This window comes from Zarconia sp. (genome assembly GCF_057467645.1).
The window spans coordinates 17742-31288 of sequence record NZ_JBRJXU010000009.1; the positions used below are offsets into that span (position 1 = coordinate 17742).

Consider the following 13547-nt stretch of genomic DNA (forward strand, 5'->3'; position numbering starts at 1 on the left):
AAATTGACAAAACCCCCAGACGAAGATGAGCTACCCAAACACACTCATTCTGATGGGTTGTTAATCTCTAGAATATTTGCGAATCAATACTTTCAAAATTAGATTTTCTCTCAAAACTAATGCGGTAGAGTACGACTTTTAATTTTCCCTAGATAGTATCGTCACGAGATAGACAATAGGCGATTATTGCCTCTGTGATAAGTAGAAGAATATGGAAGCGCATCGAAGACACGATATATCCGATCGGGTATGATTTTTTTTGAGCCGCATTTACCTAGAGGTAAGGGAATCTGGAGCAGAGTCGCTCGCGAGCGTCGATAATTTCGGGAGCGCCGTCTTCTGGATATTGGCTACAGGAGCACTGTGGAGAGATTTACTACCGGATGATAGAATTTGGAGGTCTAAAAATATACAACGACGCTTTTGTCGCTGGTGACACAAGGGAGTCTGGGAAAAACTACTGGAGCTTCTCATCGAAGAACCCGATTATGAGTGACTCACGATTGATGCAAGTCATATTCAGGTTTATCTCCATGGGGCAGGAGCTAAAGGTGGCAATTAACTCACAAGTCGCAACACCAAGTACGAAGCACAAGGGGAAATCTGACAGTAGATGCCTGCAGTATGCTTGTTAGAGTTTTCCTGAGTATTAGTCAATATTCTTTATAAGAATATACACAAGCCCTGGCATTAGTCAAGGGCATCAATGCACAAGACATATTCGCTGACCGCGCTTATGAGACTGATGCCATCGTCGAACAGGCGACTAAGCAAGAGATGGAAGTTGTTATTCCTGGCAAAAAGAACCGTAAGCAAAAGCGTCAATACGAGCGATAGCTTTAGCTTTACAAGCTACGACGTCTACTTGAAAATGCATTTATTTCTTCACCTCCAGCGATGGTGTGGCATTGCTAAACGAACCGCTATAGCTGTAGCCATAACTGTTAGGACAGTCTGAATTTACACGAGCATCTTTCTCCCCCAGCAACGCCTGCTTCCCCCGCTCCCCCAGCTCACCTTCACCAATGTCCTAATACTCCTGGCTATAGCTATAACTCCTCCTCCATCCTCGCTGCCGTCTATATCCGATGCATTGCTCTGTGGGCTAAAATCTTGTGACGACACTCTCTAATACGGTGGTAATAGTCGGCGAAATCCATGGAGAATCACCACGATCGCAAACACGAGATTTCGTGCCAACACGCCAAGAATCGGTAACGATAACGCCGGTTGCGATCGGCCGGTGTCGATGCTTTGCGCTAATCGTTCCCCCAACCGTTCCATCCAGGCGATCGATCTGGGCCATTCCCACAAGTCATCCTGCCACCGTTGGGGAATTCCCGATTTGCCCACCCGCGCGCCAACGATCGCCCCTAAAATTGCCGCAGTAGTATCGGTGTCGCCACCCAAGCGGATAATTTGGGTAATTGCCTCTCGATAGCGATCGGGATATTCGAACCACACCCGCAAAACCATCGGCACGGTACGATAAACATAACCACTAACCCCACCCGAACAGCCCAAATCAGCAGCGAGAGATTCAATAGAACCATCGTTGGTACTGTCGATAACTCGATCGATAAGACGCCAAAACTCTATCGCTTCTGGATCGAGAACGGCAGCCAGGTTTTTCCGATAAACTTGTGGCGTAACGATCGCCTCAGTTCGGGCGGTATGAGCGGCAATCGCCACGGCTAGTGCCCCGTATTCCGCTTTCGGATCGGTATGGGTGATGCGGGTCGAAATTCGTACCAAAGCCCGCAGTTTCTCGGCATCATCTCCGTAGCAAACCCCGAGAATCGCACTTCGCATCGCCGCACCGTTCCCGGCAGAAAATACCCCACTGCGAGAACTGGGAAACCCCAGCCAGAGTTTGACGATAGAGCGCAATGTCGCCAATCCCACACCGGCAGGGAATCCCAGCAACCACCATCGCAGCCGCCATCCCAACAGATGGGAAAATTGCTTTTCGTCTCCCCCAGAAACAATTAAAGATTGCGCCACCATACAGGCATGTTCCGTGTCGTCGGAAACCATACCTTTACCCAATAAAAAGTGGTAGCGATCGAGCGCGTGAGGATAAATCCGATGTTGCCGACGGCGCGATAACCCTTCTACGGGGAGTCCCAAGGCATCGCCGATAGCCATTCCCAGCAGGCAACCCACGATCGAACTCAGGCGATCTTCACCCACTCAAAGCAGTCCTCAGACACATCCTACTACTGGTCAGCGAAGACTTAACCCGAAACTGCCAAAACACCCCAAACGACTCCTCCAGCCAGGTACGCGCCACCCAGCCAGTAAAACGTGCGTTGCAAGCGGTTGAGAATGGGTTGAATTTCGTAGGAAACCACCAGGCGATCGCGGGTGAGAATTTCCGGAGTTTTCGTCCATCGCTGACCGTCGTACCAGCCGGATTCTTCATAAACTACGGTGGTATCCGAGAGGCGATCGCTCACGTACTTCCATCCCAAATACAACCGAACCACCAGCAACAACACGACAAAACTCGCCCCGGCAGAACCACCGAGGACAAACCGGACGGGAAACTTTTCGGGGGAGAAACTCGCCGCTACCACGGGACCGACAAACAACCAACTCGGCACCCAAAACCAAGCCAGCATCTTCAGGTAGCGGCGCAATTCCCCCGTACAGGAACGGAACAGACAGGATTCGCTGAGGGTTTGATACTCGACGATCGGCTGCTGTTCCGTGGGAACCGGACAGATTTGGGTGTAGGTTTTATTGAGCTTGGGTTCCACGATCGATTTCCCGTTTCCCGAATAGTGCTTGGAGTGACATACTCCAGACGCTGACCCAAAAGTACAGCGCTGGCTTCTTACCAACACCAGCTTTTGCTTCGGTTACTCGGTAAGCTTTAGTAACGACACGGGATGCCCCTCCGCACCGGATCTTTAATTGACTTTGTTTCAGTTGACAGGCGGCGGTTAGCACTTGTTGGTTTTGCCGACCTTGAGTATTATACCCGACCTGCCATTCCCACGAAACCCTCACTCTCCACGACGGCACAATCGGAGATTGCTTACCTCCGTCCCGAGTAGAGCGCGGGGCGAAGCGTCGCGGAGGGTTCTGGCTGGGTCAGTTAATCTTGATTTTCTGAAGCAGATTCGGGATAGATCAACCGTTCGGCATGTCCCCAAAACGCTTCTAAATTGTAGAATTCTCGTTCTTCGGGCATCATAACATGGGCGATGACATCCCCGTAGTCAAGCAGTATCCAGGTTCCCTCCGATTGTCCTTCGGTGCGGGGACACTCGCGCTCGAACTCCGTTTCGAGGCGATCGCGAATGGATTCGGAAATTGCCCGCACTTGGGCTTTAGAGAAGCCGGTGACAATGGTGAAGTAGTCCGCCAGATAGGAAACCCCTTCTACGTTCAAGATGACGATATCTTCCGCTTTGCGATCGTCCGCCGCACTGGCAATCGCCATGGCTAAGTCTCGGCTACTCGGTTCGATGACACCCTGATGCTTTGTATTTGAGTTTGTGTTTGAGTCAGAAGAAGATTGAACGATCGAAGAATTTGTCATTAAATTCTCAAAACTCGACTTTCATGTTGCAAAATTGCGCTGTTTCTCAAGAGATAGCGACCCGTGCTTGCAAAAACGCCACGTCTTTCGGGCATTTACACTGTTACTATTTTTTCAATATATGCTAGCAAATTCAAGCTGAGAGTGCAGACAATCTTTACAATTCTCCGTACCTCAGAATCTAGGACGACGATCGCTCGGCAGCTTGGAAACAGCGCCAATCGAAAGCGTTGAACTCGGTTTTCGATTTTTCCCGATCGAATGATACTTTAAAACCAAAAGAGTAGATAGAGTGCTAACCTAACGTTTTATTGAATGCTGACAAGAAAAGATTAAATTGAGAAGTTGAGTCGATGAAAAAAACGATTTTTGCGATATTATTTGTGGTTGCCATCGTCGGATGTACTCAAGAGGCTCAAAATAAAGTGGGTCGACAAATTCAAAACTGGACGGGAACCGATGGTGTTTTAGACATTTACGCCGGAGATAAGCTCGTCAATCGATTTATTAAAATTGATAAGCTTTCTACTGCCTACGGAACGAGCGATCGCGGAACTCCCCGTCCTTATCGATACGGCTACGGACATTTAGATCGCAATCTCAATTATCAAGTGGATGCAGGAGAAAAACGAGTTTATTTCGAGTTTAGCGATTATTCAACTAGCTACATTTTTTACGAAAATCCCGGCATGGCAAATCCCCAACCCAATCCTCAACCGAATTCTCAATCTAATCCCAACCCCAACCCGAATTAAACCCAAATTAAAATAAGTAATACTCGAGGGTTTGTTGCCAGCCTATCGATCTTCAACAACAGAATGCCGACTCAAATTAGTGCAGAACGGTAGAAATCAACGATCGGCTATCAACCGATTCAAGGGATATTAAGTATTTTGCATTTTTCATGACCCGTAGCGGCACGAGTACTCCACCAAGGAAAGTTTGCCTAGTTTATAGTCGGGACTTTAGCGAGCGAAAAATCAACTGCATACGATCTAACCAGGCAAAGTTGGGTTGGCAGAGTACTAGCTCGCTTTGTCTAAGACAAAGATACTCCCTTGATTTCCCCGCCCGACGCGCAAATCCTCATCAAGATAGGTAATATCGAGCCATCCCTGCTGGTTGCCATCGGGAATCGAAAAATCGATCGCTTGAAATCGAAAGTTTTTTCCCGACTCGATGCGCTCGATAAACTGACTCGGAGATCGGTAACCTAGAAGACTTTGAAAACCCGAAACGATGCGATTGAATTTAACATCGACTCGCCGCTCGTTTTGTGGCTCGAACCGGGCGCTGACACTAAAAATTGCCGCTAAAGACGGTAGCCCTGAAAGCTCCGCAATATTGTATATTTTAGCATCTTTCACCCGCACGCACTGATAAATATTTCCCAGGTTTGCCAGGGGAATATTATTGAGTCCTAAAAGTTCTCGACTCGTGGTGTAGAGCAATCGCCAATTACCATCGAGTAAGTGGGGGGCTTCGAGAGGTTTAGGATTGGGATTGCATTCTTCCAGGCGCGTCACTAAACTCGCGATCGCCTGTTTTTCCATTGATGTGGCCGAATTACCGATATTTTTGTCAGCTATTTCCCGAAGCAGATCGCCTTTAACGAGCATTATTGATTCCTCGTTGATGATTTTAAATGGTTTGAAAAAAATATTATCGATCGACTACTTTTAAGATATCGAATTTTAGTAAATAAACGATAGTACGATAAAGTCGATCGGGGGATGTCTGGGAAAAGCACTGTTTCAATTCCTCGATCGTCGCCCTTCCCCGAGTCCTCACTTGGGCCAACAATTGACCGAGGGTTTCCGGGGGCATTCTCAACTCAAACCCCGTGAGATCGAACCCGAACCCCATCACCGCTTTCACCCCCTCCACCGTCGCCATCGAACCCAAACTCACCACTGTCGTATCGGCCAGGGTTTGACTGGAATAATGGGCGAAAGTGCGAAACGGATCGTCTCCGAGGGGATGGGGAAAACCCTTCTGAGTCGGATATACCGAAAGCGGCGCACTCCCTCGCAGCATCGCCAATTCCTCCCACAACGCCTCGTAGGCTGAGATCGCCACCGACCAATCGTAGGTTTCTCTCACCCGTTGCCGTCCATTTTCACCCATTTTGCGCCGCAGTTCCCCGTCAGCAATCAACCGCACCAACGCTGTCGCGCAAGCCTCCACATCGATCGCCGTCAAACTCGCCACATCCCCGATATAAGTACTGTAGTTGATGCGCTCTTCAAAATAGTGGCGGGCGATGTCCGAACCGCTACCAGCCGGGGGCAACAGCGTGGGAATTCTCAAGCCATCAATGCCATCGCGCACCGACTCTCGATACCCGTTCCAATCCGAGACGATAACCGGCAATCCGGCAGCCATCGCCTCAATCGGCGTTAACCCGAAGGTTTCCTGAATGTTATCGGCCAGGGAGAGGAAGATATCGGCCGCGTACCAAATGCGATCGCGAATGTCCGGTTGTCGTCCGTCGAGAAAAATCACGTTCGCCGACGGGCAAAACACCGCCGCACTCTTTTTAAATTCATGTTCGTGTTCGGGCAACTCGAACCAACCCGCCTGAATCAGATGCAACCGTTTTGAGGTGGCTTGGGCTGCCCGTTCCAGGGCCAGATAGGTGGGGACGGGATGGGCTTTGGCGTGGGCGATCAGGCGGCCGACAAAAAGAACGACGATATCCTCTGGGGCAATCCCCAACTGCTGCCGCAAGCGATCGCCAACCGGTTTTGCCGCCTCCGCTGGGAGAAAGCGATCGCCATCCACACCCAAAGGAATCACCGGTAACTGCACCTCTATTTTCGGTTTCCCCCCCGTTCGCCCGGCTAAATAATCCCCCCAGCTTGCCAGCAGTGACTCCACCCCCGCCTTTGCCGCCTGGGAGGTACAAATTATTGCATCCCACGGTTCAAAAGGCGCAACGAGCAAATCCCCGATCGCCTGCATCACCCCCTGACTCGCCGTGGTGTGTGTGATACCGCACAAGCTGTACGATCGCCGATCGAAGTAACTGCGCTGCCATGCCAGATTTCCCAGCGTCGGACTGGGGACGTACAGGGTTCCCGCTGCGTTCAAAGCCTCGATTTCGCCGATGGGTAACCATTGCATCCGGCGAGGGTGGCGCATCCAAGGCCCAACCCGATCTCCAAATTCCCGAAACTCCCCTTCGCTGCCACAATAGCAATACAAGCACTCCGCCGTTCCATACCGCACCAACCCCTTGAGGAACCCCTCTCCCGCCGCTTGCCGCCCCAGAAGTCTTGCTCCTCCGGTATCGTAACCATCCTGGCTGTAGTAAATTGCTGCGGTCGCCCCCATTCACTTATCACTTACGACTCAACGCTTTTTTCACCAACCGAGGGATGTCCGACGGACGATCGGCCACCGGCACTTTCGCTTGAACGAACGCTTCCACTTTACGTTGTGCCGTCCCCATGCCCGAAACGGCACTCGTACTTGGGAACTGACCGTTCGGACGGGATGCCAGGAGGGTTTCCGTATGGCCGAAGAGGCGGTGTTTGGGGGCGTAGCGACCGGCAACGTAGACCACGACCGGCTTATCGATCGCTTCTCGAATATACTCCGCGGCGGCTTCTTCCCCTTCACCCCCCGTTTCCCCCACTAAAACGATCGCATCGGTACTCTCATCCTCATCCAACATTTGCAGCCATTGGAGAAAAGACGATCCCACGATCGCATCGCTGCCAATCCCCACCCCAATAGACTGACCCAAACCCGCTTGAGTCAGGGTGAGGGCAATTTCGTAGGTTAGCGTTCCGCTGCGACCGAGCAATCCCACGGAACCGGGGGTATAAAATTCCTTGGGATGAGTTCCCAGCAGCACTTTTCCCGGTACGATAATCCCCGGACAACTCGGCCCGACGACAAAGGTTTCGGTATATTCGGCTTTACGCAGCAGCCGCACCATATCCAGGGGAGGCATCCCTTCCGTGAGGATAATCAGTTGGCGAATCCCCGCAGTAATCGCTTCGAGGGCGGCATCGAGGGCGCGATAAGGATGAACGCAAATTGTGGCGATATCGATCGGTCCGACCTGTTGCCGTGCTTGTTCCACCAAATCAAAAACGGGAATATCGTGCAGCGTTTGCCCGCCCAAGCCGGGACTCACCCCTGCGACAACGCGAGTGCCGTAATCTTTCATCAATGCGGCATTGGTCGAACCGAGAGGTTCGGCAATTCCTTGCACTAAAACAGTGGTTTTGGGGGTAAAGCTCATCGGGGAGAGAGAAGGGAAAATCTTGAGAATCTAAAATTTTGCGAGACTATCGTTCTAGACTCGGGCGAGAACGGACACCGCTCGCAAAACAGCATCGTCTAAAGTCCGTGCGAAAGAAACGTGACGGGGGATATTACCGGTGGTGACTTCTTCGATGCTGTTACCGACGGCCCGGACCACCAGATGGGGTAAGCGATTTCTGGAAGATTGGCGCGCGATGTAGGTTGAAATGATGTCCCGCAGGCGCACCGGAGAAATGGCATTCCCGAGTAAATTTACCAAAATTGCCTCAATCTTCGGGTTTTGGCTGGCTCGTTCTAGACCGCGTTCTAAGCGATCGCACAACATTTCGGGAGTCGTGCGGGTGGCGGCATCTCCACCGATATTGAGAATGCTCGCTGGGCGGCCTCCGGCTTGATAGAGGGTATCGAGGGTTGCTAGAGTTAGCCCCGTGCCGTTGGAGACAATGGCGATATTTCCATCCCGTTCGATGGTTTCTAACTCTCTGGGGTCTTCTCCCGCGTCTTCGGAGGTTGGAGAATGCTCTGTAAGCTGGCTGCGATCGCTGAGTTTTTGGGCTAAATTGGGGTGACGCCCCAATGCTCGCTCGTTGACGGAGACTTTACCGTCGAGGGCCATCACTTCACCATTGGCTCGAATCCCCAGGGGGTTGATTTCCACCAGGTCTAAATCGTACCGGGAAAACAAGCCATACATTTTTTCGACAACGGTACTCACCGATGCCATCGTTTCCCCAGTCAGTTCCATTTTGATGGCGAGGTGTCTGGCGTAGAAAGGGGAAAACTTATGCCGCACGTGCACTTGTTGAATCGATTCCGGGGTCAAATCGGCGCGACTGCCGCCTTGGGTGGAACCGAGCAATACGGGGCGACGGGCGTTACGATCGAGGACGACGGCCAAATAAAATTCCCGATCGCGCTCGTACTGGGCTTCAGTCAAAACGATTGTGGGATATTCTCCCTGAATCGAGCAGTGTAAAATCGAGCGAGCTGCGGCGACTGCATCGATGGTGTTGCTCGCAAATCGAATGCCTCCCGCTTGCTTGCGTTCTCCCGCCCGCACCTGAGATTTGAGAACGACGGGATAAGGAATTTTTAATTCCTTCAAATCTTGGGGATCGCTAATTTTTTGCGAGGGCAGTACGGGAAGACCCACTTCCTCGAAAAGTTCTTTAGCTTGATACTCGAGCAAATCCATCAATCACCCATTGTCGAATGCCGAACATTCTCCACCATAGCCCGAACGGTCTCCCCACAAAGAGGTAAAGGCTACATTTTAGGTATTTTTTCTGATATAGCCGATCGCGAGGATTGACCTCGGGTTTTGATGTTGCCGCACTTTTACGGAGTTTTCTTGAACCTATCGGATGCGATACCGCACATCCACGGATTGAGTTCGAAAGTCTTTATCTTTAGGTTAACACCAGTTTTAGATAAGCTTAAAATCAGATCGGTTGTTACGGAGAATAGAGTGAAATCCCCGCTTGCATTCTGAGTCGATCTGCAACCCATTCAAAACTTCGGTTCGGTTACGATGCGTATCGATCGACAAAGCCTTGCAAACCATTGGTGTAGCCACAACCGATGGCTTGGAACTGCCACTGGCGATTGTGCTTGTACAATCGACCGAATTCAATGGCAGTTTCTTGGGAAAAGGCTTCGTTCAACTTATATTTCATAACCTCTTTTTCGGTCGCGGCATCGTAGAGGCGAATATAGGAATTTTGTACTTGTCTGAAGTTTTGAGTTCGGGTTTGGCTATCGTGAATAGTGACCACAAATAATATTTCTTCGATCTCTGGAGAGACTTTTTTTAAATCGATCTCGATGGTTTCATCATCGCCACCCCCTTCCCCCGTCCGATTATCCCCAAAATGTTCGATGGAACCGTCAGGAGACTTGAGATTGTTATAGAACACAAAAAATTGCTCGTTGGGGATTTTTCGATTGGCGCCCAGCATAAAGACAGAAGCATCGAGATCGAAGTCGTAATTCGATTGCACGCTTTCATTAATATCCCACCCCAAACCCACACCAACATATCTTAAGCTCGGACTCGATTTTTTTAGGTCAATTTTTCCGCCTTTATTGAGTTCGATCGACATTTTAAATTTAAGATAAATACAACGATCTATATCGTAATATTTTTTCTCAAAAATTCAAATTAATAATTGTTTCAAAAGCCAAGATATTTAACGAAGTTATTGGATCGATTTAAGCCGTATTTATACCGTCAGACAAAAACAATCTAATAACGCCATGTGCAACTTAATTCTCCAAAATCCTCTTCCACGGGGGGAAGGGGGAATGGGAAAAGGGATATTTTTCGACTCGCTCACCATCCTTTCTAGCGCAAAAAGAGCGCACACCGCGTTAATATTTTTTTGAATCGAATTTCTAGTTTTATCTGCGAAAAATATTTTATAAATTTAAATCTTTAAAAATACAAGAAAAGATTTTATAAATGAATATTAACGCTCGACGCATCAGCCAAAAGAGCGGGCGATCGCATCCAAACCATTGACCTGCAAACCTTGGCCAACAGCCTCAAGCTGCCATCCTTGTGGGGAGCGATAAATATGAGCCATCATCATTGCCGTCATACCGTAATAGTTTTCTCCCGAAAGATTATAGCGGGCTAACTCTTTTTGCGTGGCTCGATCGACTAAACGAACGAATGCATTTTTAACTTGTTGAAAATCTTGACGGCGAGCGCGACAGTCGTAAATATTAACAGTAATTGCTAGTCGAACGATGTCCTGGGGGATTTTCGGTAAATCGATGAAAATTTGCTCGTCATCCCCATCGCCTTCTCCCGTTAGATTATCTCCACCATGAACGATTGCCCCCGAAGAATGGCGTAAATTTCCATAGTAGACAACATCTTCTCCACGAGAGACTCGACCTCGATCGTTCAAACAAAAAACCGATGCATCGAGATCGAAATCCTCTCCGTTTCCAAAAACTCTTCGGAGTCCCCAATATTGGGAACCCGCAACATCCCAACCCAGTCCGCACATCAACCGCCTCAAACCCGGTGCTTCCTTAGTCAGGGATATCCGCTGTCCTTTTTGCAGGTTAATTGCCATCGTATTTTGTTGGACTTCCTCGATCGGATGCCAGGTGACAGTAACAGCAAACCGTACTACAATATAGAGCGTCTTTCTTAAGTCAACCGAGACACATACAGATAGGGATTCAGGGTTTATAAACTCACTAAATACCGCTGCCATTCTAATATTATATCGGCTCCATTCTCGATCGTTGCCGAACGTATATTAGCCCGAGCGTCAGGCTGCTATACAACGCGATACAAAAAGCCAAATCTTCACCCCTGGAAACAGTAATGGGCAATACTCAAAAACCGCACTGGTTAGAAACGACGGAACGCGCTGCCGTAATTGGTTCTTGGCTGGGCTTGGGAGCAACCGTCCTCACCAAAGAAATCCTGGTACTCGGTTTGCCTCTGACTTTAACGGCTTCGCTCAATTGGGCAAATCGCAAGCGATGGCAACAGCAGTTCCAGCAAAAGCAGCGAGCGGAAATCGCCCAAATTCACGATACCCTGGCAACCTACCCCGATCCCCTCGACTTCAATAACACCGTCCAAAAGCTGAGTGCCCTCGAACAGTCCAATCAAACGATGGCAGGTCAAATCGAAGCCCTCAAGCAGCAAGTGCGGGTGAAGTTTAAACCCGAACAGTTAGAGCGGCTCGAGCAATCCCTGGCCGAACTGCGTGCCGACTTAGGGGAGTTACAACAACAAGCGGTGCAAAAGCAGGATTTGGCCGCTCACCTGAGTCAAGAACTCCACCAACTCTACGATCGCCTCGATCGCTTGTCAGAACCGTCCGCAGAAGTGCGGCAGATCGAGAATGAGATCGCCCAGCTACACGGACAGATGCAAGCCCTCGCCCAACAGATGACCCCGGTGGAAATGACCAAGTGGCAGCACCTTCACGATCGCGTTGCCTCTATTCAAGGTCAAATTTCCCAACTCGATAAAGGATTGGTTCCCGTGCGACGGAAGCAACGGGCGATGGTGAAACGGTTGTTGCCGCGCATGGTACAAATGATTCGCGAAACCCGATCGACATCTGGAACGAGTCACCTGCAAAGAACCGTGACTCATCGTCCCGGTTCTCCGTCGATTCGAGGCGACTTGCAATACTCTGGTCGCGAACAAATTCTCCGTCAGCCCCAACGTGAAAAATAAGTTAAACTTATCAAGTCGATTGCTTATTCTGATGTCATAATGAAGACAGGCAGTTCGCTCTAGGACGGAACGACACCTGCATCTCGTTCGAGAATGGGAAACATTTATCCCGAATCCTCGGTCGAACTGTCGTAAGAGAACAACAGATCCGAGAGTCTAGCCAACAGATAATGCATTAGACTCATGCCTTCGGCGCAAGTCTTGCCGAACCCTTCCGTAGGTTGCGACCGCCGTGCGTTTCCCGATTCCCTCCCGTGCACAGTCTGAGGGCGGGCTAACTCGAACATCCAACTCGTTCGCTTTATCTGTGCGATCGCGCTCTACACCTTGACCGTTCTACTCCAAATCCTCACAATCTACCCGGATTGTTCGCGAGTCGATTGAGTTGTCAATTGGCGATCGGATTTAGCTGTCAATTTTCTGTCAATTTTAGGGGATCGTACCCTCGATCCTGTTATTTCGTCCTGCCCGAAAGCAGTTGATCGTCTTTAGCCCGAAAAGCGGTAAACTCCGCCCCGCTTACTCTCGATGCTTCACCGAGCGGGCTTTGTTGCGCAAATGTAGCGGAAAACATTAAGCATGAGCGTTGTTAGCGATATCATTCAAAACGTTGTAGTTTCAAGTTGGGTGCGATCGCACCCATCTCACCCTCACCAACTTCCAGAACCCATTGAATTTTCTAAGGGATTCCGTTTCGATCGGCTCAAAGGGTTCGCTCCCCTCAAACCCCTACGGCAGTGGTTAAATCGACTGACTCCAACCACACCCGAAGTCGCTCGGCAGATTTGCCGATGGATTCCCGCTCAATGTCCCTTTGAGCGAGAAGTCAAATGGTTCGACATTACTCTCTTCCGGATTCCGCCGTTGTGCAAATTAAATCCCTTCTACGATGAGGTGGTCGGTTTGCGTTTCCGAGCGCTTTGCTATCTTGCCGATGAGTGCGGTGAGGATATCAGTGCCTACTGTTAGCAATGATTAGCGCCATGTTCGCACCGGGTTCGCGCGGGTTTTCGCAACTCGAGAACCATCAAGACCTCGAAAACAAGACCTCGAAAACAATGTCTGGAAAACCCCATCGCGTTCGCACCGGACGGGGTTGAATGAGGTTAGATTTCTGACATCACCAACTTTAAAGGGTTTTAAGGATGGTTTGTTCGGAAAAGTTCCGAAACTTTTCGAGCGCGAAATTTCCCGAAATCAGACCACCATCGCCTTAGAACTCGTTGTTTTTAAGGAAGCTGAATTCTGGGATATTAGGGCTGTTGACCGAGAAGACTCCGACGAACGTAATGGCAAACGCTCGTGCATTGCTGCTTCCTCTGAGTCGATGGTCATCAGCTCTTCAAAATGTTCCCAAGATGGTGCAAAAGGTGGAAATGCATGACAACAAGCTTTCCAGCTGCCGCGCACCGGAGCACCCAGAAGTTGACACTGCCCCCCTCGTCGTCCTTCAGGTTTATAATACCGACAAGACCGACAAGCAGAAATCAAGCAGTTTGAGGTTTT

The 13547-nt window shown here is 49.8% G+C and carries 13 protein-coding genes; 4 read left to right on the top strand and 9 right to left on the bottom strand.

The genetic code is table 11. From position 1 onward, the window contains the following. Positions 1–1128: 1128 nt before the first annotated feature. From AC2215_RS01550 to rsfS, 3 genes are all read right to left on the bottom strand, one after another. Positions 1129–2193 carry an ADP-ribosylglycohydrolase family protein gene (locus AC2215_RS01550; RefSeq protein ID WP_486808190.1) on the bottom strand — a complete coding sequence of 355 codons (1065 nt, stop codon included), beginning with the start codon at positions 2191–2193 and terminating at the stop codon, positions 1129–1131. 44 nt (positions 2194–2237) lie between these two features. Then, positions 2238–2762: a CGLD27 family protein gene (locus AC2215_RS01555; RefSeq protein WP_486808191.1), complete on the bottom strand. Its 525-nt coding sequence runs from the start codon at positions 2760–2762 to the stop codon at positions 2238–2240. A 341-nt stretch (positions 2763–3103) separates the two neighbouring features. Then, a complete protein-coding gene (gene rsfS, locus AC2215_RS01560) occupies positions 3104–3550 on the bottom strand; it encodes a ribosome silencing factor (RefSeq protein ID WP_486808192.1) in 447 nt (148 codons plus the stop codon). Between the two features lie 353 nt (positions 3551–3903). Between rsfS and AC2215_RS01565 the strand changes: the two genes are divergently transcribed. Continuing rightward, on the top strand, positions 3904–4305 hold the full coding sequence (locus AC2215_RS01565) for a hypothetical protein (protein ID WP_486808193.1): 402 nt from the start codon (positions 3904–3906) through the stop codon (positions 4303–4305). Between the two features lie 270 nt (positions 4306–4575). Here AC2215_RS01565 and AC2215_RS01570 read toward each other — a convergent pair whose 3' ends face one another. The 6 genes from AC2215_RS01570 to AC2215_RS01595 all read right to left on the bottom strand — a co-directional run bounded on the left by AC2215_RS01570 (position 4576) and on the right by AC2215_RS01595 (position 10914). Next, positions 4576–5169: a PAP/fibrillin family protein gene (locus AC2215_RS01570; protein ID WP_486808194.1), complete on the bottom strand. Its 594-nt coding sequence runs from the start codon at positions 5167–5169 to the stop codon at positions 4576–4578. Positions 5170–5212: 43 nt separating this feature from the next. Further along, positions 5213–6886, bottom strand: coding sequence for a glycosyltransferase family 4 protein (locus AC2215_RS01575; RefSeq protein ID WP_486808195.1), 1674 nt, complete (start codon positions 6884–6886; stop codon positions 5213–5215). Between the two features lie 7 nt (positions 6887–6893). Continuing rightward, on the bottom strand, positions 6894–7805 hold the full coding sequence (locus tag AC2215_RS01580) for a succinate--CoA ligase subunit alpha (RefSeq protein ID WP_486808196.1): 912 nt from the start codon (positions 7803–7805) through the stop codon (positions 6894–6896). Between the two features lie 54 nt (positions 7806–7859). Further along, the gene (locus AC2215_RS01585) at positions 7860–9023 is read right to left on the bottom strand and encodes an ATP-grasp domain-containing protein (RefSeq protein WP_486808197.1); all 1164 of its coding nucleotides are present in this window, start codon (positions 9021–9023) and stop codon (positions 7860–7862) included. Between the two features lie 331 nt (positions 9024–9354). Beyond that, positions 9355–9930: a TerD family protein gene (locus tag AC2215_RS01590; RefSeq protein ID WP_486808198.1), complete on the bottom strand. Its 576-nt coding sequence runs from the start codon at positions 9928–9930 to the stop codon at positions 9355–9357. A gap of 381 nt (positions 9931–10311) precedes the next feature. Beyond that, the gene (locus AC2215_RS01595; RefSeq protein ID WP_486808199.1) at positions 10312–10914 is read right to left on the bottom strand and encodes a TerD family protein; all 603 of its coding nucleotides are present in this window, start codon (positions 10912–10914) and stop codon (positions 10312–10314) included. Between the two features lie 257 nt (positions 10915–11171). On the opposite strand from AC2215_RS01595, the gene AC2215_RS01600 reads away from it, so the two are divergent. The 3 genes from AC2215_RS01600 (at position 11172) to AC2215_RS01610 (ending at position 13425) form a co-directional block, all read left to right on the top strand. Further along, on the top strand, positions 11172–12041 hold the full coding sequence (locus tag AC2215_RS01600; RefSeq protein WP_486808200.1) for a hypothetical protein: 870 nt from the start codon (positions 11172–11174) through the stop codon (positions 12039–12041). Between the two features lie 579 nt (positions 12042–12620). Then, the gene (locus AC2215_RS01605; protein ID WP_486808201.1) at positions 12621–13010 is read left to right on the top strand and encodes a Mo-dependent nitrogenase C-terminal domain-containing protein; all 390 of its coding nucleotides are present in this window, start codon (positions 12621–12623) and stop codon (positions 13008–13010) included. A gap of 127 nt (positions 13011–13137) precedes the next feature. Next, positions 13138–13425 (top strand): hypothetical protein, encoded by a 288-nt coding sequence (locus AC2215_RS01610; RefSeq protein WP_486808202.1) that lies wholly within the window; start codon positions 13138–13140, stop codon positions 13423–13425. Positions 13426–13547: the final 122 nt, after the last annotated feature.

Bases quoted from the DNA above. Each gene is read 5' to 3' on its own strand.
- AC2215_RS01605 (WP_486808201.1), top strand. From the start codon at position 12,621: ATGAGCGTTGTTAGCGATATCATTCAAAACGTTGTAGTTTCAAGTTGG.
- AC2215_RS01595 (WP_486808199.1), bottom strand. From the start codon at position 10,914: ATGGCAATTAACCTGCAAAAAGGACAGCGGATATCCCTGACTAAGGAA.
- AC2215_RS01585 (WP_486808197.1), bottom strand. From the start codon at position 9,023: ATGGATTTGCTCGAGTATCAAGCTAAAGAACTTTTCGAGGAAGTGGGT.
- AC2215_RS01565 (WP_486808193.1), top strand. From the start codon at position 3,904: ATGAAAAAAACGATTTTTGCGATATTATTTGTGGTTGCCATCGTCGGA.
- AC2215_RS01600 (WP_486808200.1), top strand. From the start codon at position 11,172: ATGGGCAATACTCAAAAACCGCACTGGTTAGAAACGACGGAACGCGCT.
- AC2215_RS01575 (WP_486808195.1), bottom strand. From the start codon at position 6,886: ATGGGGGCGACCGCAGCAATTTACTACAGCCAGGATGGTTACGATACC.
- rsfS (WP_486808192.1), bottom strand. From the start codon at position 3,550: ATGACAAATTCTTCGATCGTTCAATCTTCTTCTGACTCAAACACAAAC.
- AC2215_RS01590 (WP_486808198.1), bottom strand. From the start codon at position 9,930: ATGTCGATCGAACTCAATAAAGGCGGAAAAATTGACCTAAAAAAATCG.
- AC2215_RS01570 (WP_486808194.1), bottom strand. From the start codon at position 5,169: ATGCTCGTTAAAGGCGATCTGCTTCGGGAAATAGCTGACAAAAATATC.
- AC2215_RS01580 (WP_486808196.1), bottom strand. From the start codon at position 7,805: ATGAGCTTTACCCCCAAAACCACTGTTTTAGTGCAAGGAATTGCCGAA.